We start from the raw sequence: 25050 nt of genomic DNA on the forward strand, positions 1-25050 counted from the left end.
GAGTTTTATGACCACGCATCTGGTCTGGTTGCGTAACGATCTGCGTATCACCGACAACAACGCGCTGCACGCCGCCTGCAGCGATCCCGAAGCCCGGGTGCTGGCGGTGTTTATCGCCACGCCGCAGCAGTGGCGGCAACATGAGATGGCGCCGCGGCAGGCGGCGCTGATCCACGCCAGCCTGCAGGCGGTGCAGCAGGCGCTGGCGCACAAGGGCATTGCGCTGCATTGCCATGCCTGTGCGGACTTTGCCGCGTCGATTGACTGGTTGGCGGACTATTGCGAGCGGGAGCAGGTGGATGCGCTGTTTTACAATCGCCAGTACGAACTGAACGAACGGCGGCGCGATGCGCGGCTGGAACAGCGGTTGAGTGGCCGGGTGAGGTGCCACGGTTTCGATGACAGCCTGCTGTTGCCGCCGGGCAGCGTGCTCACCGGCGGCGGAGAGATGTACAAGGTCTATACGCCGTTTCGCAACGCCTTTCTTCAGCGCCTGACCGAGTCCGACGTGAGTTGCCTGCCGGCGCCGAAGATCCGCGCCGGCGGTGCATTACCCATGCCTGAGGTGCCGGCGGCGTTTGATTATCCCACGGCAGACATCGGGGATGGCTATCCCGTTGGTGAGGAGGCCGCGTTGCAGCGGCTGCGCGCCTTTTGCCGCGAGCAGGTGCAGGATTACCTCCGGCAGCGCGATCTGCCGGCCCTCGCCGGCACCAGTAGCCTGTCGCCCTATCTGGCGATCGGCGTGCTGTCGCCGCGCCAGTGCTTCAACCGCCTGCGCGCCGAATGCCCGCAGCTGCTGGAAGATCGCGAAAGCGGCGCCTTCGCCTGGCTCAACGAGCTGATTTGGCGCGAGTTCTATCGCCATCTGCTGGTGGCCTATCCCGAACTGTGCCGCCATCGGCCGTTTATCGCCTGGACGGACAAGGTGCGCTGGTGCGATGACGCGGCGAAGCTGCAGGCCTGGCAGCGGGGCGAGACCGGCTACCCGATCGTCGATGCCGCCATGCGCCAGCTGAACGCCACCGGCTGGATGCACAACCGGCTGCGCATGATCAGCGCCAGTTTTCTGGTGAAGGATCTGCTGATCGACTGGCGCGCCGGGGAGCGCTATTTCATGTCGCAACTGCTGGATGGGGATCTGGCGGCCAACAACGGTGGCTGGCAGTGGGCGGCCTCCACCGGCACCGACGCCGCGCCGTATTTCCGCATCTTCAATCCGACGACTCAGGGTGAACGTTTTGATCCACAAGGCACTTTTATCCGTAAATGGTTGCCGGAACTGGCGGATGTGCCCGACAATGACATCCATCATCCCCATCGCTGGGCGGAAAAGCAGCGATGCACGCTGAACTACCCGCTGCCGATCGTCGACCATAAGCAAGCCCGGCTGGAGACGCTGGCGGCGTTCGAGGCGGCAAAACGGGGAGAGTCTTGAGGCAACTGCAAGGAGCGACGCAATGATGAAAAAGGTGCTGGCCCTGTGCCTGAGCGGCTATTCGGCGCTGGCGATCGCCGGCTTTGACGTGGTGGCGCTCGGCGTCGACGGCGGCGTCAGCGACGGCAATCTGACCTCCTACCTGATCCGCAGCGACAATCAGCCGCGGTATGTGGCGCTGGACGCCGGTTCGCTGCTGCCGGGCATCGCCAAAGGGCTGGAGAAGGGCAGCTTCCCGCAGGTGACGCCCGAGCTGGCCGCGCCTTACACGCCACAGGGCTATGTGTTCCGGCAGTTGATCGGCAGCTACTTTATCAGCCACGGCCACCTGGACCACGTGGCGGGGCTGATCGTCGGCTCACCCGAGGACAATAAAAAAACCGTTTACGCCCAGGCGGACACCGTACTGACCCTGCGTAATCACTACTTCAACTGGAAGGCGTGGCCGAACTTTACCGACGCCGGCAACGGCTCGCGGCTGGGCACCTACCGGCTGCAAACGGTGCGGCCGCAGCAGCGGTTTACCCTCGGCCTGACCGGATTGACCGGCGTGATGTACCCGCTCAGCCACGATCGCTATCCGTCGTCGATGCTGCTGATTTCCAACGGCAACGAGTTCTTCGCCTACTTCGGCGATACCGGGCCGGATAAGGTCGAGCAGTCGCGCGATCTCGATACCGTCTGGCGCGCGCTGGGGCCGCTTGTCGAGCAGAAGAAGCTCAAGGGCATGATTATCGAAACCTCTTACCCTAACGGGGTGGAGGATAAACATCTGTACGGCCATTTGACGCCGGCCTGGCTGCTGAAGGAGCTGAAGAACCTGACACAGTACAGCGGCGGCGATGGCTCGCTGAACGGTTTGCCGGTGGTGATCAGCCACATCAAGCCCAGCCTGAAGCAGGGCGAAGACACGCGCGCCGCCATTGCGCAACAGCTGGCGCAGGGCAACGATCTGGGCGTGAAATTTATCCTGATGGCGCAGGGCGACCGGCAGACATTTTGACTATGAAGAGAGAAGAGAATGCGTAACCTCGATCTGGAACAACTGATCAACACGGAACTGAACGCCGCGGCGTTTCAGGACTACGCCCCCAACGGATTGCAGGTAGAAGGCCGCCCGCACGTGCAGCGCATCGTGACCGGCGTCACCGCCTGTCAGGCGCTGCTGGACGCTGCGGTGGCGCATCAGGCCGACGCGATTATCGTGCACCACGGCTATTTCTGGAAAAACGAGGCGCCGGCGGTGCGCGGCATGAAGCGCAACCGCCTGAAAACGCTGCTGACCCACGACATCAACCTGTACGGCTACCACCTGCCGCTGGACGCGCATCCGGTGCTGGGCAACAATGCGCAGCTGGCGCAGGCGCTGGGCATTCGGGTGATTGGCGACGTTGAGCCGCTGGTGCCGCACGGCGAATTTGAACAGCCGCTGACCGGCGAAGCGCTGCAGCAGCGTATCGAAAGCCGGCTGGGGCGTGCGGTGCTGCACTGCGGCGATAACGCGCCTGAGCACATTCGCCGGGTGGCCTGGTGCACCGGTGGCGGCCAGGGCTTTATCGACAGCGCGGCGCGCTTCGGCGTCGATGCGTTCATCAGCGGTGAAGTGTCTGAGCAGACCATTCACAGCGCGCGCGAAATGGGCGTGCATTTCTTCGCCGCCGGCCACCACGCCACCGAGCGCGGCGGCGTGAAGGCGTTGGGCGACTGGCTGGCGCAGCACCACGGCTTTGATGTGACCTTTATCGATATCCCGAATCCCGTCTGATTTTTTTCTTCCCCGGATCCAGCCCGGCCTGTGCGCCGGCTGAATCCTTTTACCGCGCTATTTCCTTATTTTCCTTATGGTTGCGTTCTATTGACAGCCGGGGCCGCGTCACGCATAACTGGTGTGTTTTTCATCGCGATAATAATAAGGAGAATAAGGGTGCAACAAGCACGTTATTACCTGTTGGGTGAGAGAGCGGTAGTGCTTGAACTGTCGCCGCCGGTGACCTTACCGAGCCAGCAGCGCATCTGGGCGCTGGCGGAAAAGCTGAATCACCACCCCGACGTGCGGGAAGTGGTGCCGGGAATGAATAACCTGACGCTGTTGCTGCATACGCCGCAGGCCGACGCCGAAGCGATGCTCGCATTGCTGCAGCAAGGTTGGGAAAGCAAAGAGAGCCTGACGCCGGAATCGCGCCAGGTGGATATTCCGGTGGTCTACGGCGGGGAGCAAGGCCCCGATCTGGATGAAGTGGCGCGCCATACAGGCATGACGCCGCGGCAGGTGGTGGAATGCCACGCGGCGGCGGCCTACGTGGTCTATTTCCTCGGCTTTCAGCCGGGTTTCTCCTATTTGGGCGGCATGCCGGAACAACTGGCGACGCCGCGCCGCGCTGAGCCGCGTCTGGCGGTGGCGGCCGGCTCCGTCGGCATCGGCGGCGGCCAGACCGGCATCTATCCGCTGGTGACACCCGGCGGCTGGCAGCTGATTGGCCGCACGCCGCTGGCGCTGTTCAATCCGCATGAAATGCCGCCGACGCTGCTGCGCCCGGGCGATAACGTGCGCTTCGTGCCGCAGAAGGAGGGCGTATGCTGATTATTCTGCGTGCCGGCATCTATACCACGGTGCAGGATTTGGGCCGCGAGGGATTCCGCCGCCTGGGCATCAGCACCGGCGGGGCGCTGGATCAACCGGCGTTGAAGATCGCCAACCTGCTGGTGGGCAATGCGCCTGAGGCCGCCGGGCTGGAGATCACCCTCGGCCAGTTCAGCGCCGAGTTTACCCGCCCTGGCTGGATCGCCCTGACCGGCGCCGGCTGCGACGCGCAGCTGGACGGCAAGCCGCTGTGGACCGGCTGGCGCTACCCGGTGAAAAAGGGGCAGCGGCTGGCGCTGGGCACGCCGAAACGCGGCATGCGCAGCTACCTGGCGATCTCGGGCGGCATCGCCGTGCCGGAAATGCTGGGCTCGTGCAGCACCGACATGAAAGCCGCCTTTGGCGGCCACGAAGGCCGTAACCTGAAGGACGGCGATCGGCTGCCGCTGGGCAAATCCACCGCGCTGCCGCAACACCGCAGCGGCGTGAAGCAGCTGCTGTTCACCAACCGCATCCGCGCGCTGCCGGGGCCGGAGTACGCCGAATTCAGCGAAGAGGCGCAGGACACGTTCTGGCGCACCGCCTGGCAGCTCAGCCCGCAGAGCAACCGCATGGGCTACCGCCTGCATGGCGGCACGCCGCTGGAGCGCACCACCGACCGCGAGATGCTGTCGCACGGCCTGCTGCCCGGCGTGGTGCAGGTGCCGCACAACGGCCAGCCGATCGTGCTGATGGCCGATGCGCAAACCACCGGCGGTTACCCGCGTATCGCCTGCGTGATCGAGGCCGATCTCTACCACTTGGCGCAGATCCGTCTCGGCGAACCGATCCACTTCGTTCTCTGCTCACTGACGGAGGCGCAGCGCGCCAAAGCCGAGCAGGATCTCTTCCTTCGACAGATTGCCTGGGGGTTACATGATCGTTGATTTGAACGCCGATCTCGGCGAAGGCTGCGCCAACGACCAGGCGCTGTTGCAATTGGTGAGTTCGGCCAACATCGCCTGCGGCTTTCACGCCGGCGATGCGCAGACCATGCGTCAGTCGGTGCGCTGGGCATTGCAGTACGGCGTGGCGATCGGCGCTCACCCGAGTTTTCCCGATCGGGAGAACTTCGGCCGCACCCGCATGCAGCTGCCGCCGGAAACGGTCTACGCGCAGGTGGTGTATCAGCTCGGGGCGCTGGCGGCCATCGCCCGTGCCGAGGGCGGGGTGATGGTGCACGTTAAGCCGCACGGCATGCTGTACAACCAGGCGGCGGTTGAGCCGGCGCTGGCGGAAGCGATCGCCCGGGCGGTGCAGGCGGTCGATCCGGCGCTGCGGCTGGTGGGGCTGGCCGGCAGCGAGCTGATCCGCGCCGGGGAACAACTCGGTCTGACCACCCGGCAGGAGGTATTCGCCGATCGCGGCTATCAGGCCGACGGCACGCTGGTGCCGCGCGGTTTGCCGGGGGCGTTGATCGACGATGACGAACAGGCGCTGGCGCAAACCCTGGAGATGGTGCGCCATCACCGGGTGCGCAGCGTGGATGGCGTCTGGACCGCCGTTCAGGCGGAAACCGTCTGCCTGCATGGGGACGGCGAGCATGCGCTGGCGTATGCGCGCAAGCTGCGGGACAGTTTTGTTCAGCAGGGCATCCGCGTCAGCGCGGAGCAGTAAAGCAATAAAGCAAGACACAACATCACAAGCAAAAAACTATTAGAAAATATCGAGGGAAGACTATGGAACAGGCCGTGAATCTCTGGCCACTGATCGGCATCGCCGCCATCGTGGTCGGGTTTGTATTGCGTTTCAACCCGGTGCTGGTGGTGATCGCCGCCGGTATCATCACCGGTTTGGCGGCGCTGATGCCGCTGGACGCCATTCTGGAAAAGCTCGGCGAGGGCTTTCTCAACACCCGTAACCTGCCGCTGATCCTGCTGCTGCCGCTGGCGGTGATCGGCCTGCTGGAGCGCCACGGGCTGAAAGAGCGGGCGCAGGCGTGGATCGCCAAGATCAAAAGCGCCACCGCCGGCCGTTTGCTGATCGTATACCTGTTCGTGCGCGAGATTACCGCAGCGATGGGGCTGACCAGCCTGGGCGGGCATCCGCAGATGGTGCGGCCGCTGCTGGCGCCGATGGCGGAAGGGGCAACGGAAAACCGCTACGGCGAGCTGCCGGAGCGCACGCGCCACCGTCTGCGCGCCATGTCGGCCGCGACCGACAACGTCGGGCTGTTCTTCGGTGAGGATATCTTCGTCGCCTTCGGCGCGATCATCTTCATGCACAACTTTATGCTGGAGTCCGGCGGCATTCAGACCGAGCCGCTGCATATCGCGCTGTGGGGGATTCCGACCGCGATTTTCGCTTTCCTGATCCACGCGTTCCGGCTGTATCGGATGGATAAGCAGCTGAGCGCCGAGCTGGCGCAGCTGAATCAGGCGGCGCTGCAGGCGAAGGGGGAGGCACGATGAACTTCCAGCAACAATATCTCTACTGGCTGGCCGGCGCGGTGCTGCTGATTGTGGCGGTGATGTCCTTCCGCGATCGCGCCAACCCGCGCCGCATCACCACCGGGCTGTTTTGGGGGCTGTACGGCCTGGTGTTCCTGGTCGGCGACTGGACTTACCGCCTGCTGGGCGACGTACTGGGCGAAGGTAGCAACGAAAAACGCATGCTGCACATCATCGTTGGCGGGGTGGTGGTGGTGATGGCCCTGATTGCCGGCTTCGGCGGTGTGCGCCTCGGCAGCTACCACCAGCGGACGCCGCAGGAACGCGAGGCCAGCGCCAAGCGCCTGGGCAACAAGCTGTTTATCCCCGCCCTGGCGATCCCGGTGGTGACGGTGATCGGCGTGCTGCTGTTCAACAACGTGCCGGCGTTGCAAAGCGCGGTGTTCGGCAGCGGTAACCACGCGACGCTGATCACCCTGTTCTCGATGACCGTCGGCTGCCTGATTGGCCTGGCGATCGCGGTGAAAATGACCCATGAGAAGGCCCTGCAGCCGATACAGGAAGCGCGGCGCCTGCTGGATTCGATCGGCTGGGCGTTCATTTTGCCGCAGATCCTCGCCACGCTGGGGCTGCTGTTTACCGTCGCCGGCGTCGGCACCGCGATCTCGCATTTGACCCAGGAGTATCTGGCGGTCGATAACCGCTTTATCGCCGTGGCAGTCTACGCTATCGGTATGGCGGTGCTGACCATGGTGATGGGCAACGCCTTCGCCGCTTTCCCGATCGTTACCGCCGGCATCGGCATTCCGATCCTGGTGTTGCAGCACGGCGGCAACCCGGCGGTGATGGCGGCGATCGGCATGTTCTCCGGCTATTGCGGCACCCTGATGACGCCGATGGCGGCGAACTTCAACATCGTGCCGGCGGCGCTGCTGGAGCTGCCGGACAAGAATGCGGTGATCAAGGCGCAGGTGCCGACCGGCGTGCTGCTGCTGTTGGTTAACGTGTTCCTGCTGTATTTCCTGATGTTCCTGTAGGAGTAAGGATGCAAAAAGTATTGATTACCGGCTTTGAGCCGTTTGGCGGCGAGCGCCTCAACCCCTCCTGGGAAGTGGTGAAGCAACTCAATGATATGGAGCTGGTCGGTGCGCGCATCGTGGCGCGCCAGCTGCCGTGCGTGTTCGGCGCGGCGCTGGACGCGCTCAATGCGGCGATCGACGAGGTGCAGCCGGTGATGGTGCTGGCTATCGGCCAGGCCGGCGGCCGCACCGACATCACGATTGAACGGGTGGCGATCAACGTCGACGACGCGCGTATCCCTGACAATCAGGGGCAGCAACCGGTGGATGAGCCGATCGTCGCCGGCGGTCCGGCGGCCTATTTCAGCACCTTGCCGATTAAAGCGATGGTCAGTTCGATGCGCGAGGCTGGCATTCCGGCCTCCGTTTCGCAGACCGCCGGCACCTACGTGTGCAACCATGTCATGTATGGCCTGCTGCACCGTTTGAGCGGCCAGCGCGAGGTCAAGGGCGGGTTTATCCATATCCCGTACCTGCCGGAACAGGCGGCGGCGCACCCCGGTGCGCCGAGCATGGCGGCCTCGACGGTGCTGTTTGCATTGGAGCTGGCCGTTTCCATCGCTTTGCAGGTGGAGCACGATCTGAAAGTGGTGGGCGGCGCGACGCATTAATCATGTCATCCCCGGTGCATCGGGCTGCGCCGGGTCTACGCAAGGAGTGGTCTATGCCGGAAGGACCGGAGATTCGCCGGGCGGCGGACAAACTGGCGGCGGCGGTGATCGATCAGCCGCTGACCGCCGTCGATTTCGCTTTTCCCCAGCTGAAACACTATCGCCAGCGTCTGCTCGGCGAGCGCATCGTCGCCATCGAGCCGCGTGGCAAGGCGCTGCTGACCCATTTCTCCAATGGGCTGACGATGTACAGCCACAACCAGCTGTATGGCGTGTGGAAAGTGGCGGCGGCAGGGGAGACGCCGGAGACCAAGCGCGATCTGCGGGTGCGGCTGGAAACCGCCCACAGCGCGATATTGCTTTACAGCGCTTCCGACATTACCGTCGGGCCGCGCGAGGAAATAGAGCAACACCCGTTTTTGCAACGCATCGGCCCCGACGTGTTGGACATGTCGCTGACGGTAGACGATGTGGCGGAGCGGTTGCTGACGCCGCGTTTTCGCCGCAGGCAGCTGGGGGGCATGCTGCTCGACCAGGCGTTTCTTGCCGGATTGGGCAATTATCTGCGCGCCGAAATCCTGTGGCAGGCCGAACTGGCGCCGCCGCACAAACCGCAGGATCTGACGCCAGAGGCGCTGCGCCGCCTGGCGGAGGCATTGCTGGCGGTGCCGCGCCTTTCCTACCAGACGCGCGGGCAGGCGGATGACAACCGGCATCACGGCGCGCTGTTTCGCTTCAAGGTGTTTCATCGCAGCGGCGAGCCCTGCGAACGCTGCGGTGGGATGATCGTGCGTACCAAACTGTCGTCGCGGCCGTTTTATTGGTGCCCGGGCTGCCAGAAATAACCAAAAAAAACGCCGCCCGAAGGGGCGGCGCTGTGCGGTTTCAGCCAGGAAAGCGGCTTACTTGTTTTTCAGCTGGGACTTGAAATCGCGTTCGGCATAGCCGGTGTACAGCTGACGCGGACGGGCAATTTTGATGCCTTCGTCGTGCATTTCGTTCCAGTGGGCGATCCAGCCGATGGTGCGCGCGATGGCGAAGATCACGGTGAACATGGAAGAAGGAATACCCATCGCCTTCAGGATGATGCCGGAGTAGAAGTCGACGTTCGGGTACAGTTTCTTCTCGATGAAGTACGGGTCGTTCAGCGCGATGTGTTCCAGCTCCATCGCGACCTGCAGCAGGTTGTCGTCCTTCTTGTTCAGCTCTTTCAGCACTTCGTGACAGGTTTCACGCATCACGGTAGCGCGCGGATCGTAGTTCTTGTACACGCGGTGGCCGAAGCCCATCAGGCGGAAGGAGTCGTTCTTGTCCTTGGCGCGCTTGATGAATTCCGGAATGTGCTCGACAGTCTTGATCTCTTCCAGCATTTTCAGCGCCGCTTCGTTGGCGCCGCCGTGCGCCGGTCCCCACAGGGAGGCGATACCGGCCGCGATGCAGGCGAACGGGTTGGCGCCGGAAGAGCCGGCGGTGCGCACGGTAGAGGTAGAGGCGTTCTGCTCATGGTCGGCGTGCAGGATCAGAATGCGGTCCATGGCGCGTTCCAGCACCGGGTTCACCACGTACTCTTCGCACGGGGTGGCGAACATCATGTGCAGGAAGTTGCCCGCATAGGACAGATCGTTGCGCGGGTAAACGAACGGCTGGCCCAGGGAATATTTGTAGCACATCGCGGCCACGGTCGGCATTTTAGACAGCAGGCGGAACGCGGTGATTTCACGGTGACGCTCGTTGTTGACGTCCAGCGCATCGTGGTAGAACGCCGCCAGCGCGCCGGTCACGCCGCACAGCACCGCCATCGGGTGCGAGTCGCGACGGAAACCACGGAACAGATGGGTGATCTGGTCGTGGATCATGGTGTGGCGGGTGACGGTGGTCTTGAAGGTCTCGAACTCTTCCGGCGTTGGGGTCTCGCCGTACAGCAGGATGTAGCACACTTCCAGGTAGGAAGATTCTTTCGCCAGCTGCTCGATAGGGAAGCCGCGGTGCAGCAGCACGCCTTTGTCGCCGTCGATGAAGGTAATCTTGGATTCGCAAGAAGCGGTGGAGGTAAAGCCGGGATCAAATGTGAAATAACCTTTGGAACCCAGAGCGCGGACATCGAGGACATCAGGGCCCAGTGTCGGTGTCAATACGCCCAGTTCGATCGGAGCTTCGCTGTCGTTAATGGTTAGCGTCGCTTTCTTATCAGTCATTTACTGTCTCCTTAGCGCCTTATTTTAAAAACCACTAACAACTGAAATACCTTAAATCTCTGCAGGTTGCCCGCAAAAAAATGGTGCGGACGCTAACTCTGTGAGCGACTGCGCAACTGTGCGCGGGTAGGGTACAGAGTGCTGACCAGGCGAACGAGACGGGTGACCAGTTGTTAACGATTCATAGTAATTCGTTATAGTCTGTTAATCTTACCTATGAGCTGTTCGAAGAGATGTGAACCTATCCCAATAATCTGTTTTTATTTGCTTTATTTGCTTTTTGACGCCGGCAAAATCGAGCGGGAAACAACGGCTATTGGGATAGGTTCGTCAAATACACTGTTGCATAACTCGAACCCGGGGGGAAGTGTATCTGCTGACCCATAGCGCATCATAGGACCGTTTGTGCCCCTATATGTAATGGAAATGTTGATCTCTTGTCAAATCAGATAATTAATTTTGCACTAATTGTGAAATCCGTGATCTGAATCACTGTTCGGGGGAAATGTTATCAAAGCGGTTGTATGAGAATTGTAATCAGAATGTGATCCTCCTATACTGCCGCCAGGTCTCCGGATTACCCTGAAGTAGGAGCACCCAGCGTTATAAATGCGCGCCGTTTGAGCACAGAGGATGTTGATGTTTGAGCGCGTGACGTGTAAGGGTTTTAGGCTCTTAACGCTGTCTGATCCCCGCCCAGGCCCGGAGGAAGGAAAATAATAAGAGCTGTGTGGGCAAATACGTGAAAAAACAACGACCTGTCAACTTGGATCTGCAAACGATCCGGTTCCCCGTAACTGCGATAGCGTCTATCTTACACCGAGTCTCTGGCGTAATTACCTTCGTTGCCGTGGGTATCCTCCTCTGGCTGCTGGGCCTGTCACTCTCTTCCCAAGAGGGGTTCCTGCAGGCGGCCGCCATCATGAATAGCTTCATCGTCAAATTCATATTCTGGGGCATCCTCACGGCGCTGGCCTATCACATTTGCGGTGGCATCCGTCACTTGTTAATGGATTTTGGCTACATCGAAGAGAGTTTGGCCGCCGGTACCCGTTCCGCCCAGGTGGCGATCGGTCTGACCGTCGTGCTGTCAGTTCTGGCTGGAGTCCTCGTATGGTAAACAACGTTTCTGCATTAGGGCGCAACGGCGTGCACGATTGGCTGCTGCTGCGCGCTTCCGCTATCATCATCACCCTGTACGTCCTGTATATCCTGGGCTTCTTCGTCACGGCTCCGGAACTGACTTATGACATCTGGCGAGGTTTCTTCGCCACTTCCATTACGAAAGTGTTCACTCTGCTGACCTTGCTGTCGATTCTGGTGCACGCCTGGATCGGGCTGTGGCAGGTGCTGACGGACTACGTCAAGCCGCTGGCGGTTCGCCTGGTGTTGCAGCTGGCTGTCGTGGTCGCGTTGCTGGTCTATTTACTGTACGGAACAATCGTAGTGTGGGGTGCTTAAATGAAACTGCCAGTCAGAGAGTTTGATGCCGTCGTAATCGGCGCCGGCGGTGCGGGCATGCGTGCCGCGCTGCAAATTTCCCAAGCGGGCTCGACCTGTGCCCTGCTGTCCAAAGTTTTCCCGACCCGTTCCCATACCGTGTCCGCACAGGGCGGCATCACCGTCGCGCTGGGCAACAGCCACGAGGACAACTGGGAATGGCATATGTACGACACGGTGAAAGGTTCCGACTATATCGGTGACCAGGACGCCATCGAATATATGTGTAAAACCGGCCCGGAAGCGATTCTGGAACTGGAACACATGGGCCTGCCGTTCTCTCGTCTGGACGACGGCCGCATCTACCAGCGCCCGTTCGGCGGCCAGTCGCTGAACTTCGGCGGCGAGCAGGCGGCGCGTACCGCAGCCGCAGCCGACCGTACCGGCCACGCGCTGCTGCACACCCTGTACCAACAGAACCTGAAAAACCACACCACCATCTTCTCCGAGTGGTATGCGCTTGATCTGGTGAAAAACCAGGACGGCGCGGTGGTCGGCACCACGGCTATCTGCATCGAAACCGGTGAAGTGGTTTACTTCAAAGCCAAGGCCACCGTGCTGGCGACCGGCGGCGCAGGCCGTATTTATCAGTCCACCACCAACGCCCACATCAACACCGGCGACGGTGTCGGCATGGCGCTGCGCGCCGGCGTGCCGGTGCAGGACATGGAAATGTGGCAGTTCCACCCGACCGGCATCGCCGGCGCGGGCGTGCTGGTGACCGAAGGCTGCCGCGGCGAAGGCGGTTACCTGCTGAACAAACACGGCGAGCGCTTCATGGAGCGTTATGCGCCGAACGCCAAAGATCTGGCGGGCCGCGACGTGGTTGCCCGTTCGATCATGATCGAAATCCGCGAAGGCCGCGGCTGCGACGGTCCTTGGGGCCCGCACGCCAAGCTGAAGCTGGATCACCTGGGTAAAGAGGTGCTGGAATCCCGTCTGCCGGGCATTCTGGAACTGTCCCGCACCTTCGCGCACGTCGATCCGGTGAAAGAGCCGATCCCGGTTATCCCAACCTGTCACTATATGATGGGCGGCATTCCGACCAAAGTGACCGGCCAGGCGTTGACCGTGAACGAGAAAGGCGAAGACGTGGTGATCCCGGGGCTGTTCGCCGTGGGCGAAATCGCCTGCGTATCGGTGCACGGCGCCAACCGCTTGGGCGGCAACTCGCTGCTCGACCTGGTGGTGTTCGGCCGTTCCGCCGGCATGCACCTGCAGGAATCGCTGGAAGAGCAGGGTGTGAGCCGTGACGCCAGCGACTCCGACGTGGAAGCCTCGCTGGATCGTCTGAACCGTTGGAACAACACCCGTTCCGGCGAAGACCCGGTCGAAATTCGCAAAGCGCTGCAGTCTTGCATGCAGCACAACTTCTCGGTATTCCGCGAAGGCGATGCGATGGCCAAGGGCCTGGAAGAACTGAAAGTGATCCGTGAACGTCTGAAGAACGCACGCCTGGACGATACCTCCAGCGAGTTCAACACCCAGCGCATCGAGTGCCTGGAGTTGGATAACCTGATGGAGACCGCGTATTCCACCGCCGTGTCGGCCAACTTCCGTACCGAGAGCCGTGGCGCACACAGCCGCTTCGACTACCCGGAACGCGATGACGCCAACTGGCTGTGCCATTCGCTGTATCTGCCGCAATCGGAAAGCATGACGCGTCGTGAAGTGAACATGCAACCGAAGCTGCGCCCGGCATTCCCGCCGAAAGTGCGTTCTTACTAATTGCGGAGATCGACAGATGAAACTCGAATTTTCCATTTATCGCTACAACCCGGATGTCGATGACGCGCCGCACATGCAGGACTACACCCTGGAAGCGGAAGAAGGTCGCGACATGATGCTGCTGGATGCGTTGATCCAGCTGAAAGAAAAAGATCCGACCCTGTCGTTCCGTCGCTCATGCCGCGAAGGCGTGTGCGGTTCCGATGGCCTGAACATGAACGGTAAAAACGGCCTGGCGTGCATCACCCCGATTTCGTCGCTGCGCAAAGGCAACGGCAAGATCGTGATCCGTCCGCTGCCGGGCCTGCCGGTGGTGCGCGATCTGGTGGTGGATATGGGCCAGTTCTACACCCAGTATGAAAAGATCAAGCCATACCTGCTGAACGACGGCAAGAACCCGCCGGCGCGCGAGCACCTGCAGTCGCCGGAGCAGCGCGCCAAGCTGGACGGTCTGTACGAGTGCATTCTGTGCGCCTGCTGCTCGACCTCTTGCCCATCGTTCTGGTGGAACCCGGACAAGTTCATCGGGCCTGCCGGTCTGTTGGCGGCGTATCGCTTCCTGATCGACAGCCGTGACACGGAAACGCAAGAACGTTTAGATGATCTGGACGACGCTTTTAGTGTTTTCCGCTGCCATAGCATTATGAATTGTGTCAGTGTATGTCCTAAAGGCTTGAACCCGACGCGTGCGATCGGGCATATCAAGTCCATGCTGCTGCAACGCGGCGCATAAACGGAATGAGATGCTGCGCCGGGCTCTTTTCCGGCGCACATCCCATAGGGGAGGGAACCTCTAAAAACTGACCCGCGGCTGCGGCGCTATGCAGCCTGGTTCTTCCGCCGGTTTTTAGAGGTTCCTTGTAAGGGACCGCAAGGTCCATAACAGAACGTATCGGGCCGTCATGGCCGCAAGTACGTCGAGTGAACCGTTTTACGGCAAACCGTATTCATCACGGTAATTATGTTAACCACGGCGAAAACTAAAGCTTCAAAGCTTAAGGGATCATGATGCAGAACGGCGCAATGAAGGCCTGGCTGGATTCCTCCTATCTGGCGGGCGCGAACCAGTCTTACATAGAGCAGCTCTATGAAGACTTCTTAACCGATCCGGGTTCCGTTGAAGATAGCTGGCGTTCCATTTTTCAACAGCTACCAACCGCGGGTGTCAAACCCGATCAGCTTCACTCTCAAACGCGCGATTACTTCCGCCGCCTGGCGAAAGACTCCGCGCGCTATAACACCACCATCACCGATCCGGAAACCGACGCCAAACAGGTCAAGGTACTGCAGCTGATCAACGCCTTCCGCTTCCGCGGGCATCAGCATGCCAACCTCGATCCGCTCGGCCTGTGGCAGCGCGAGCAAGTTCCTGACCTTGATCCCGCTTACCACAACCTGACCGAAGCCGATTTCCAGGAAACCTTCAACGTGGGCTCTTTCGCCATCGGCAAAGAAACCATGAAGCTGGGCGATCTGTACGCCGCGCTGAAGCAGACCTATTGCGGGTCGATCGGTGCTGAGTACATGCACATCACCAACACCGAAGAGAAACGCTGGATCCAACAGCGCATCGAGTCGGTGGTGGGGCGCGCCAGCTTTACCGCCGACGAAAAACGCCGTTTCCTGAACGAGCTGACCGCGGCGGAAGGCCTGGAACGTTACCTGGGCGCCAAATTCCCGGGCGCTAAACGCTTCTCGCTGGAAGGCGGCGACGCGCTGGTGCCGATGCTGAAAGAGATGGTGCGCCACGCCGGTAAGAACGGCACGCGCGAAGTGGTGTTGGGCATGGCCCACCGCGGCCGTCTGAACGTGCTGATCAACGTGCTGGGCAAAAAGCCGGCCGACCTGTTCGACGAATTCGCCGGCAAGCATAAAGAACACCTCGGCACCGGTGACGTGAAATATCACCAGGGCTTCTCCTCCGACGTGGAAACCGAAGGCGGCATGGTTCACCTGGCGCTGGCGTTCAACCCGTCGCACCTGGAGATCGTCAGCCCGGTGGTCATGGGCTCGGTTCGCGCCCGTCGCGATCGTCTGGATGAAGCGCGCAGCAACATGGTGCTGCCGATCACCATTCACGGCGACGCCGCCATCACCGGCCAGGGCGTGGTTCAGGAAACCCTGAACATGTCTCAGGCTCGCGGCTACGAAGTGGGCGGCACCGTGCGTATCGTCATCAACAACCAGGTTGGTTTCACCACCTCCAACCCGCTGGATGCGCGCTCTACCGAATACTGCACCGACATCGCCAAAATGGTTCAGTCGCCGATCTTCCACGTTAACGCGGACGATCCGGAGGCCGTGGCCTTTGTCACCCGCCTGGCGTTGGATTTCCGTAACACCTTTAAGCGTGACGTGATGATCGATCTGGTCTGCTACCGTCGCCATGGGCACAACGAGGCCGACGAGCCGAGCGCCACCCAGCCGGTGATGTATCAGAAGATCAAGAAACACCCTACGCCGCGCAAAATCTACGCTGACGTTCTGACCGAGCAGAAAGTGGCCAGCCTGGAAGATGCCACGGAAATGGTCAACCTGTACCGCGACGCGCTCGACCGCGGCGATTGCGTGGTTGAAGAGTGGCGTCCGATGAACCTGCACTCCTTCACCTGGTCTCCGTACCTGAACCACGAGTGGGACGAAGAGTACCCGAGCAAGGTTGAGATGAAGCGCCTGCAGGAGCTGGGCCGCCGCATCAGCACCGTGCCGGAAGCGATCGAAATGCAGTCGCGCGTGGCGAAAATCTACGCGGACCGCGCCGAGATGGCGGCGGGCAACAAGCCGTTCGACTGGGGCGCCGCCGAAACGCTGGCCTACGCGACCATGGCGGATGAAGGCATTCCAATCCGCATCTCCGGCGAAGACGCCGGCCGCGGTACCTTCTTCCACCGCCACGCGGTGGTGCACAACCAGAAAAACGGTTCCGTCTACGTTCCGCTGGCGAACATCCACAGCGGCCAGGGCGAATTCAAGGTCTGGGACTCCGTGCTGTCCGAAGAAGCGGTGCTGGCGTTCGAATACGGCTACGCGACGGCGGAACCGCGCACGCTGACCATCTGGGAAGCGCAGTTCGGCGACTTCGCTAACGGCGCGCAGGTCGTTATCGACCAGTTCATCAGCTCCGGCGAGCAAAAATGGGGCCGTATGTGCGGCCTGGTGATGCTGCTGCCGCACGGCTATGAAGGCCAGGGCCCAGAGCACTCTTCCGCGCGTCTGGAACGCTATCTGCAGCTGTGCGCAGAGCAGAACATGCAGGTGTGCGTCCCGTCCACGCCGGCGCAGGTTTACCATATGCTGCGTCGTCAGGCGCTGCGCGGTATGCGCCGTCCGCTGGTGGTGATGTCGCCGAAGTCGCTGCTGCGTCACCCGCTGGCGATTTCTTCGCTGGACGAACTGGCCAACGGCACCTTCCTGCCGGCGATCGGCGAGATCGACGACTTGGATCCGAAAGCGGTCAAGCGCGTCGTGCTGTGCTCCGGTAAGGTCTACTACGACCTGCTGGAACAGCGTCGCAAGAACGAGCAAAAAGACGTGGCCATCGTGCGTATCGAGCAGCTGTATCCGTTCCCGCATCAGGCCGTGCAGGCCGTGCTGGAACAATACTCGCACGTGCATGATTTCGTCTGGTGTCAGGAAGAGCCGCTGAACCAGGGCGCCTGGTACTGCAGCCAACACAACTTCCGTGAAGTGGTACCGTTCGGGGCTTCTTTACGTTACGCAGGACGTCCGGCCTCCGCTTCTCCGGCGGTGGGCTATATGTCCGTACACCAGAAGCAGCAGCAGGCTCTGGTGAACGACGCGCTGAATATTGACTAATGTTCGCTCGCTTGCCGGCCGAGGGGCCGGCAAGCAGATGATAAAAAACTTAAGGGAAAGCTAAATGAGTAGCGTAGATATTCTGGTTCCTGACCTTCCTGAATCGGTTGCCGATGCGACCGTAGCCACCTGGCACAAAAAACCGGGCGACAGCGTGCAGCGTGATGAAGTCCTGGTTGAAATCGAAACCGACAAAGTCGTGTTGGAAGTGCCGGCCAGTGAAGCGGGCATTCTCGATGCTATCGTGGAAGAAGAGGGCGCGACCGTGCTGTCTCGCCAGCTGCTCGGCCGCATCCGTCCGGGCGACAGCTCCGGCAAGCCGACCGCCGAGAAGAGCCAAGAGAAAGAAGCCACGCCTGCCCAGCGCGCTACCGCGAGCCTGGAAGAAGAAAGCAATGACGCGCTCAGCCCGGCGATTCGTCGCCTGATCGCCGAACACGATCTCGATGCCGGCGCCATCAAGGGCACCGGCGTGGGTGGCCGCATCACGCGTGAAGACGTGGAAGCGCACCTGGCCAAAGGCGGCGCCGCTGCCAAACCGGCCGCCGCCGCTGAAGCCGCACCGCAGCCTGCTCTGGCCGGCCGCAGCGAAAAACGCGTGCCGATGACCCGCCTGCGCAAACGCGTCGCCGAGCGTCTGCTGGAAGCGAAGAACAGCACCGCGATGCTGACCACCTTCAACGAAATCAACATGCAGCCGATCATGGACCTGCGCAAGCAGTACGGCGAAGCCTTCGAGAAGCGCCACGGCGTGCGTCTGGGCTTCATGTCCTTCTACATCAAGGCGGTGGTTGAAGCGCTGAAGCGTTTCCCGGAAGTGAACGCGTCGATCGACGGTTCCGACGTGGTTTACCACAACTACTTCGACATCAGCATCGCGGTTTCGACCCCGCGCGGCCTGGTGACGCCGGTATTGCGCGATGTAGACGCCATGAGCATGGCTGACATCGAGAAGAAAATCAAAGAGCTGGCCGTTAAGGGCCGCGACGGCAAACTGACCGTGGAAGAGCTGACCGGCGGTAACTTCACCATTACCAACGGCGGCGTATTCGGCTCCCTGATGTCCACCCCGATCATTAACCCGCCGCAGAGCGCCATCCTGGGCATGCACGCCATCAAAGATCGCCCAATGGCGGTCAATGGTCAGGTGGTGATCCAGCCGATGATGTATCTGGCGCTGTCTTATGACCACCGCCTGATCGACGGTAAAGAATCCGTCGGTTATTTGGTGACGGTCAAAGAGATGCTGGAAGATCCGGCTCGTCTGCTGCTGGACGTCTAGTAACCCTTGCCGGGCGCGGCATGCCGCGCCCGCACTCTGTGCTATGTGGCCGGAAAACCATGCGGTTTACCGCGTAATAATGGTCCGGCTAAAAACCTTCAGAACTGAATGGATAGAACATCATGAATTTACACGAATATCAGGCAAAACAGCTGTTTGCTCGGTATGGCATGCCGGCACCAACCGGTTACGCCTGTACCACTCCGCGTGAAGCAGAAGAAGCCGCATCCAAAATCGGCTCCGGCCCGTGGGTGGTGAAATGTCAGGTTCATGCTGGCGGCCGCGGTAAAGCGGGCGGCGTTAAAGTCGTCAACAGCAAAGAAGATATCCGTGCCTTCGCGGAAGCCTGGTTGGGCAAGCGTCTGGTGACTTACCAGACTGACGCGCTGGGCCAGCCGGTTCACCAGATCCTGGTAGAAGCGGCGACCGACATCGATAAAGAGCTGTACCTGGGCGCGGTAGTGGATCGTTCTACCCGTCGCGTGGTGTTCATGGCGTCTACCGAAGGCGGCGTGGAAATCGAGAAGGTGGCGGAAGAAACCCCTGAACTGATCCACAAAATGACCATCGATCCGCTGGCGGGTCCACAGCCTTATCAGGGCCGTGAGCTGGCCTTCAAACTGGGCCTGACCGGTAAGCAAGTCAGCCAGTTCGCCAAGATCTTCATGGGCCTGGCGACGCTGTTCCTGGAGCGCGACCTGGCGATGGTTGAGATCAACCCGCTGGTGATCACCAAGCAGGGCGATCTGGTATGCCTGGACGGCAAACTGGGCGCCGACGGCAACGCCCTGTTCCGCCAGCCGGAACTGCGTGAAATGCGTGACCCTTCCCAGGAAGACGATCGCGAATCCCGTGCGGCTCAGTGGGAGCTGAACTACGTTGCCCTCGACGGCAACATCGGCTGCATGGTTAACGGCGCCGGTCTGGCGATGGGCACCATGGACATCGTTAAACTGCACGGCGGCGAACCGGCCAACTTCCTGGACGTAGGCGGCGGCGCGACCAAAGAGCGCGTGACCGAAGCGTTCAAAATCATCCTGTCCGACGACAAGGTGAAAGCGGTTCTGGTTAACATCTTCGGTGGTATCGTACGTTGCGATCTGATCGCCGACGGCATCATCGGCGCAGTGGCCGAAGTGGGCGTTAACGTCCCGGTCGTAGTGCGCCTGGAAGGGAACAACGCCGAACTGGGCGCCAAGAAACTGGCGGACAGCGGCCTGAATATCATTGCTGCGACCAGCCTGACTGATGCGGCTCAGCAAGTTGTTGCAGCAGTGGAGGGTAAATAATGTCCATTTTAATCGATAAGAACACCAAAGTAATTTGCCAGGGCTTCACCGGTAGCCAGGGGACTTTCCACTCCGAACAAGCTATCGCTTACGGCACCAAAATGGTTGGCGGCGTAACCCCGGGCAAAGGCGGCACTCAGCACCTGGGCCTGCCGGTGTTCAACACCGTGCGCGAAGCGGTTGAAGCGACCGGTGCGACGGCCTCGGTCATCTACGTTCCAGCGCCGTTCTGCAAAGACTCCATCCTGGAAGCGATCGATGCCGGCATCAAACTGATCATCACCATCACCGAAGGCATCCCGACCCTGGACATGCTGACCGTGAAAGTGAAGCTGGACGAAGCCGGCGTGCGCATGATCGGGCCGAACTGCCCTGGCGTGATCACCCCAGGCGAGTGCAAAATCGGCATCATGCCTGGCCACATCCACCTGCCGGGCAAAGTGGGCATCGTTTCCCGCTCCGGTACCCTGACCTATGAAGCGGTGAAACAAACCACCGATGCCGGTCTGGGCCAGTCTACCTGCGTGGGCATCGGCGGCGACCCGATCCCGGGCTCCAACTTCATCGATATCCTGAAGATGTTCCAGCAGGATCCGCAGACCGAAGCGATCGTGATGATCGGTGAGATCGGCGGCAGCGCTGAAGAAGAAGCGGCAGCTTACATCAAAGAACACGTCACCAAACCGGTTGTCGGCTACATCGCCGGCGTGACCGCGCCGAAAGGCAAGCGTATGGGCCACGCGGGCGCCATCATCGCAGGCGGCAAAGGCACGGCGGACGAGAAGTTTGCTGCGCTGGAAGCCGCGGGCGTGAAAACCGTTCGCAGCCTGGCAGACATCGGCGACGCGGTAAAAGCGGTGCTGAAGCGCTAAGAATTTAGTACGAAATAACAATATCTCGACATGTTTGGCCACCCATTGGGTGGCCTTTTTTATGGGTGAAGATCAGAAATCGTTGAGTGCCTTGATCAGCGCGATCCGATCCTGCAGGCGGCGCTGTTGCACCGGATCCGTAGCGGCTTGGCGCTGTTGCTCCAGCGAGGTGAGGGTGGCGCGGTAATCGTCGGCGTTGCGGAACAGCGCGTCTTTGACGTTGATCGAGGCGACGTTGGTGTAGCGGCCGTCGTCGGTGGTCGGTACCTGGATAACGCCTTCATTGAGCAGCTGTTTGACGATCGCCCGCTGCGGTTCGTACCCCTCCATGCCGATCAGCTTCCAGCGCTGCGGCGGCACGCCCTGATAGTGGCCGTGTTTCACCTCCGTCAGGTAGCGCAGAGTCAGGTGGCGAATAGTGCCTTCTTCTTCACCGTATTGCGCTTTGCTGTCGAACAGCACCGGGAAGGATTGCCCCTCCAGCGCACCACCCTTTTGCGTCAGGTGGCCCATACGGTAACTGTTCATGCCCAGGCGGATCGGCATATCGTCGGTGACCGGCGTGCCGTCCGCCAGGCGCAGGTCGACGATGCGCGAGCCGGCAGGTTGGCGCAGGTCGATGGTGTAAGTGACGCCGTCGAAGAAATCATTGGTGGAATATTTGGACGATCGCCGCGCCGGGTTAAAGCTGTAGGTGACATCGCCAGGCTGCAGCTGATTGAAATAGTCGGCGGACCACTCCATGTAGCGTTTAAGCGCTTTGCCGTTGAGCTGATACACGGTGATCTCACCGCCGGCGTATTGGTAGTTAAAGGCGATGTCCTTGGCCTTGATGTCGCCGACGTCCAGCTTGGCGCGATCGTTGTCGATCTGCAGGGCGATCACCTGCGCCAGCGGCGCATAGTGGCGGGCGGCCTGCTGGAACAGCGCGCCGATGCCGGTATCCTGCACGTGTACCTGGGGAATGCCGCGGAATTCGTCGGCGGGCACCAGATCGCTGCCGCTCAGCTTCGCCACGACCCGGTTGGCGTTGGCGCGCAGAATGTCATGGTACGGCTGGTAGAGCGCTTGCATGGCGCTGTCCGGCGTCATCCCCTTGATGGAGTAGGTGTAGCTGTTTTTGTCGATCAGCGTGAACTTGCCGTCGCGGCGCTCAAACTGCAGATCGATGCGCGACAGCGCGCGGCCGTATTTATCCGGCTCGGTGATGATGACGCCGTTAACCACCGCTTTGTCGATCTTCACATGCATATGGCCGGCGACGATCGCCGCGAGCTCCGGGTTGGCGTTGGCTATGTCGGCTACGCCGGTGCCGGGACGCTGATTTTCGTTGTCGATGCCCATATGCGCCACCAGCACGATGGCGTCGACCTGGCCGTCGATTTGCCTGATGACCTGTTTCACCGCCTGCACCGGATCGGTGAAGTTCAGCCCTTTGATGCGATCGGTGCCCTTGGCGAATTCCGCGGTCATCGGCGTGTCCATGCCGATAATGCCGATCTTCACGCCCTGGCGTTCGACGATGGTGTAGGCGGGCAGATAGGGCTTGCCGTTGTCCCAGACGATATTGCCCGCCAGCGCCGCGCCCTTGAACTGCTTGAGCGGGGTGGCCAGCACCGGCAGGCCGAAGTCGAACTCGTGGTTGCCCATCACCCAGACATCGTAATTGAGCGCGTTGAGGCCCAGCATCATCGGGCTGACGGCCTCATGCTTGAAAGTTTCGACGAAGTTGCCCTGAATGGTGTCGCCGGCGTCCACCAGGATCAGGTTGGGCTGCTCGGCCCGCACTTTTTTGACCTGGGTGGCTATCTGGCTCAGGCTGCCCGCCAGATTTTCCGTGTCGCTGGCGTAGTCCCAGGGCACGAAGGTGCCGTGCAGATCGGAGGTGCCCAGCAGGGTGATATTTACCGTTTCGGCGGCCATGGCGTTTCCCGAGAGTCCCAAGACAGAGGCAAAGATGATTTTTTTCATAAGTTATTGTCACTCAATGCAATTTTAACATAAGTGGTCATTTTGCTACAAAATCGCAACCTTTACGATCCCATCGCGAGAAATAGACTAATATTGGAGAGAGATTTGTTGTTTTGTGACTGCTATCACTGTCACGGCTTATTGGAAATAAAAGGTTAATTATGTCGCATAATAAGCGCGTAATAATACAATGGCGGCCCTTTTAAATTACATTTATTTAACACAAAAATATCATTAAAAAACAATTAAACCATTGCGCAACATGACCCTAAGAAAATTATGCGAAATGTGCTGATGAATATGGAAATAAGATGCGGATAGGCTTAAATTGTCTCAGATCAAATTAGCCCGAAGTACCTCTTTCGGCTAAGATTTGACCTGTAACCAAAAGTCTAACCCACGTCACGTAAAAACCTATTTATTGTGTGGGATTGGGCGAGTATCATCCATGTTGTGATTATGGATGGTTGATCTTGTTGCATTTGTTACCCGTTGTCGGTTTTCAGTGGCGTGCTTGTCGGCGGCCCGTGGGGCTATTGGCCGAGTGTGCGGTTGAAAGCGGAGAAGCTGGATCAAATTTGTTGTGTTTAAGGGCATTCACTGCGGGGCGTTACTGGCGGCTTTGAAAGAGGCGTGCCGATAACCGCGTGTCGGAGTCTTCCTGCGAGGAGCAAGGAGTCAAGATGTTTGATATTGTCGAACTGTCGCGCTTACAGTTTGCTTTAACGGCGATGTACCATTTCTTATTTGTCCCATTAACGCTCGGTATGGCGTTCTTGCTGGCAATTATGGAAACGGTATATGTCCTGTCTGGCAAACAAATCTATAAAGACATGACCAAATTCTGGGGAAAGTTATTTGCGATTAACTTTGCTCTGGGTGTGGCCACCGGTTTGACCATGGAGTTCCAGTTCGGGACTAACTGGTCGTATTTCTCTCACTACGTCGGCGATATCTTCGGGGCCCCTCTGGCTATCGAAGGTCTGATGGCGTTCTTCCTTGAATCGACGCTGGTCGGCCTGTTCTTCTTCGGCTGGGATCGTCTGAGCAAGGTGCAGCACATGGCGGTAACCTGGTTCGTGGCCCTCGGCTCCAACCTGTCCGCGCTGTGGATCCTGGTCGCTAACGGCTGGATGCAGAACCCGATCGCTTCGGATTTCAACTTCGAAACCATGCGCATGGAGATGGTCAGCTTCTCCGAACTGGTGCTTAACCCGGTTGCGCAGGTGAAATTCGTTCACACCGTGGCTTCCGGCTACACCTGTGGCGCGATGTTCGTTCTGGGCATCAGCTCCTACTACCTGCTGAAAGGCCGCGACATCGCCTTCGCCAAGCGCTCCTTCGCCATCGCTGCCAGCTTCGGTATGGCTGCCATTCTGTCCGTTATCGTTCTGGGTGATGAATCCGGCTACGAAATGGGCGACGTGCAGAAAACCAAACTGGCCGCTATCGAAGCGGAATGGGACACCCAGCCGGCGCCGGCGTCCTTCACCCTGTTCGGCATTCCCGATCAGGACAAGATGGAAAACTCCTTCTCTATTCAGATCCCGTATGCGCTTGGCCTGATCGCCACCCGCTCCACGGACACTCAGGTCACCGGCCTGAAAGATCTTATGGCGCAGCATGAAGTGCGTATCCGCAACGGGATGAAAGCCTACCAGCTGCTGGAAGAGCTGCGCGGCGGCAACACCGATCCTGCGGTGCGCGCCGAATTCAATAAAACCAAGCAAGACCTGGGCTACGGCATGCTGCTGAAGCGCTATACCCCGAACGTCACCGACGCGACGGAAGCGCAGATCCAGCTGGCGACCAAGGACTCCATTCCGCGCGTGGCGCCGCTGTACTTCGCCTTCCGCATCATGGTGGCCTGTGGCGTGATCATGCTGCTGATCATCGGCCTGTCGTTCTGGAACGTGATCCGCGGCCGCATCGGCCAGAAAAAATGGCTGCACCGCGCGGCGCTGTACGGTTTGCCGCTGCCTTGGATCGCGATCGAGTCCGGTTGGTTCGTGGCGGAATACGGCCGTCAACCGTGGGCGATTGGTGAGGTGCTGCCGACGGCGGTCGCCAACTCTTCGCTGACCGCGGGCGACATTCTGTTCTCGATGGGGCTGATCTGCGGCTTGTACACCCTGTTCCTGGTGGCTGAATTGTACCTGATGTTCAAGTTTGCGCGTCTGGGTCCAAGCAGCCTGAAAACCGGCCGCTATCACTTTGAACAACCGACTGCCGCCGTGCAGGAAGCGCGCTAAACAGGAG

The 25050-nt window shown here is 60.2% G+C and carries 21 protein-coding genes; 19 read left to right on the plus strand and 2 right to left on the minus strand.

Annotated elements, in window-relative coordinates; genetic code table 11:
* Nucleotides 1-7: 7 nt before the first annotated feature.
* The 10 genes from phrB (at nt 8) to nei (ending at nt 8983) form a co-directional block, all read left to right on the plus strand.
* Nucleotides 8-1438 carry a deoxyribodipyrimidine photo-lyase gene (gene phrB / locus QOL81_RS08595; RefSeq protein WP_159317749.1) on the plus strand — a complete coding sequence of 477 codons (1431 nt, stop codon included), beginning with the start codon at nt 8-10 and terminating at the stop codon, nt 1436-1438.
* 22 nt (nt 1439-1460) lie between these two features.
* A complete protein-coding gene (locus tag QOL81_RS08600; RefSeq protein ID WP_038877517.1) occupies nt 1461-2441 on the plus strand; it encodes an MBL fold metallo-hydrolase in 981 nt (326 codons plus the stop codon).
* 18 nt (nt 2442-2459) lie between these two features.
* On the plus strand, nt 2460-3203 hold the full coding sequence (locus tag QOL81_RS08605; RefSeq protein WP_283439781.1) for a type 2 GTP cyclohydrolase I: 744 nt from the start codon (nt 2460-2462) through the stop codon (nt 3201-3203).
* 159 nt (nt 3204-3362) lie between these two features.
* Nucleotides 3363-4019: a 5-oxoprolinase subunit PxpB gene (gene pxpB, locus QOL81_RS08610; protein WP_004939909.1), complete on the plus strand. Its 657-nt coding sequence runs from the start codon at nt 3363-3365 to the stop codon at nt 4017-4019.
* A complete protein-coding gene (gene pxpC, locus QOL81_RS08615) occupies nt 4013-4945 on the plus strand; it encodes a 5-oxoprolinase subunit PxpC (protein ID WP_107227286.1) in 933 nt (310 codons plus the stop codon). The genes pxpB and pxpC overlap by 7 nt, the downstream gene beginning before the upstream one ends.
* Entirely contained in the window at nt 4935-5675 is a 741-nt protein-coding gene (pxpA, locus tag QOL81_RS08620) for a 5-oxoprolinase subunit PxpA (RefSeq protein ID WP_060423628.1), read from the plus strand. Before pxpC ends, pxpA begins: the two co-directional genes overlap by 11 nt.
* Nucleotides 5676-5737: 62 nt before the next feature.
* Nucleotides 5738-6469: a DUF969 domain-containing protein gene (locus QOL81_RS08625; RefSeq protein WP_060423630.1), complete on the plus strand. Its 732-nt coding sequence runs from the start codon at nt 5738-5740 to the stop codon at nt 6467-6469.
* Nucleotides 6466-7485, plus strand: a complete 1020-nt coding sequence (locus QOL81_RS08630; RefSeq protein WP_016928733.1) for a DUF979 domain-containing protein — start codon at nt 6466-6468, stop codon at nt 7483-7485. The genes QOL81_RS08625 and QOL81_RS08630 overlap by 4 nt, the downstream gene beginning before the upstream one ends.
* An 8-nt stretch (nt 7486-7493) precedes the next feature.
* Nucleotides 7494-8138 carry a pyroglutamyl-peptidase I gene (gene pcp, locus QOL81_RS08635; protein ID WP_060423632.1) on the plus strand — a complete coding sequence of 215 codons (645 nt, stop codon included), beginning with the start codon at nt 7494-7496 and terminating at the stop codon, nt 8136-8138.
* Nucleotides 8139-8191: 53 nt separating this feature from the next.
* Entirely contained in the window at nt 8192-8983 is a 792-nt protein-coding gene (gene nei / locus QOL81_RS08640) for an endonuclease VIII (RefSeq protein ID WP_102984127.1), read from the plus strand.
* 57 nt (nt 8984-9040) lie between these two features.
* Here the strand turns inward: nei and QOL81_RS08645 are convergent, their stop codons facing one another.
* The gene (locus QOL81_RS08645) at nt 9041-10333 is read right to left on the minus strand and encodes a citrate synthase (protein ID WP_016928730.1); all 1293 of its coding nucleotides are present in this window, start codon (nt 10331-10333) and stop codon (nt 9041-9043) included.
* 730 nt (nt 10334-11063) lie between these two features.
* Between QOL81_RS08645 and sdhC the strand changes: the two genes are divergently transcribed.
* The 8 genes from sdhC to sucD all read left to right on the plus strand — a co-directional run bounded on the left by sdhC (nt 11064) and on the right by sucD (nt 20820).
* The gene (sdhC, locus tag QOL81_RS08650; protein ID WP_004939893.1) at nt 11064-11453 is read left to right on the plus strand and encodes a succinate dehydrogenase cytochrome b556 subunit; all 390 of its coding nucleotides are present in this window, start codon (nt 11064-11066) and stop codon (nt 11451-11453) included.
* Nucleotides 11447-11794 carry a succinate dehydrogenase membrane anchor subunit gene (gene sdhD, locus QOL81_RS08655; protein ID WP_004939891.1) on the plus strand — a complete coding sequence of 116 codons (348 nt, stop codon included), beginning with the start codon at nt 11447-11449 and terminating at the stop codon, nt 11792-11794. Before sdhC ends, sdhD begins: the two co-directional genes overlap by 7 nt.
* Nucleotides 11795-13561, plus strand: a complete 1767-nt coding sequence (gene sdhA / locus QOL81_RS08660; RefSeq protein ID WP_015376974.1) for a succinate dehydrogenase flavoprotein subunit — start codon at nt 11795-11797, stop codon at nt 13559-13561.
* A 16-nt stretch (nt 13562-13577) separates the two neighbouring features.
* Complete coding sequence (locus QOL81_RS08665) at nt 13578-14294, plus strand: succinate dehydrogenase iron-sulfur subunit (protein ID WP_004939885.1); 717 nt, start codon at nt 13578-13580, stop codon at nt 14292-14294.
* A 275-nt stretch (nt 14295-14569) separates the two neighbouring features.
* Nucleotides 14570-17377: a 2-oxoglutarate dehydrogenase E1 component gene (sucA, locus tag QOL81_RS08670; protein WP_004939884.1), complete on the plus strand. Its 2808-nt coding sequence runs from the start codon at nt 14570-14572 to the stop codon at nt 17375-17377.
* Nucleotides 17378-17441: 64 nt separating this feature from the next.
* On the plus strand, nt 17442-18659 hold the full coding sequence (gene odhB, locus QOL81_RS08675) for a 2-oxoglutarate dehydrogenase complex dihydrolipoyllysine-residue succinyltransferase (protein ID WP_033637469.1): 1218 nt from the start codon (nt 17442-17444) through the stop codon (nt 18657-18659).
* 122 nt (nt 18660-18781) lie between these two features.
* Nucleotides 18782-19948 (plus strand): ADP-forming succinate--CoA ligase subunit beta, encoded by a 1167-nt coding sequence (gene sucC, locus QOL81_RS08680; RefSeq protein ID WP_283439782.1) that lies wholly within the window; start codon nt 18782-18784, stop codon nt 19946-19948.
* Nucleotides 19948-20820, plus strand: coding sequence for a succinate--CoA ligase subunit alpha (gene sucD, locus QOL81_RS08685; RefSeq protein WP_004939878.1), 873 nt, complete (start codon nt 19948-19950; stop codon nt 20818-20820). The genes sucC and sucD overlap by 1 nt, the downstream gene beginning before the upstream one ends.
* Nucleotides 20821-20892: 72 nt before the next feature.
* On the opposite strand, the gene QOL81_RS08690 is transcribed toward sucD, so the two are convergent.
* Nucleotides 20893-22791 (minus strand): bifunctional metallophosphatase/5'-nucleotidase, encoded by a 1899-nt coding sequence (locus tag QOL81_RS08690; protein WP_283439783.1) that lies wholly within the window; start codon nt 22789-22791, stop codon nt 20893-20895.
* Between the two features lie 683 nt (nt 22792-23474).
* Between QOL81_RS08690 and cydA the strand changes: the two genes are divergently transcribed.
* Nucleotides 23475-25043 carry a cytochrome ubiquinol oxidase subunit I gene (cydA, locus tag QOL81_RS08695; protein WP_019454034.1) on the plus strand — a complete coding sequence of 523 codons (1569 nt, stop codon included), beginning with the start codon at nt 23475-23477 and terminating at the stop codon, nt 25041-25043.
* Nucleotides 25044-25050: the final 7 nt, after the last annotated feature.

The sequence above is a fragment of the Serratia sp. CC22-02 genome, assembly GCF_900182895.1.
Classification (GTDB): domain Bacteria; phylum Pseudomonadota; class Gammaproteobacteria; order Enterobacterales; family Enterobacteriaceae; genus Serratia; species Serratia nevei.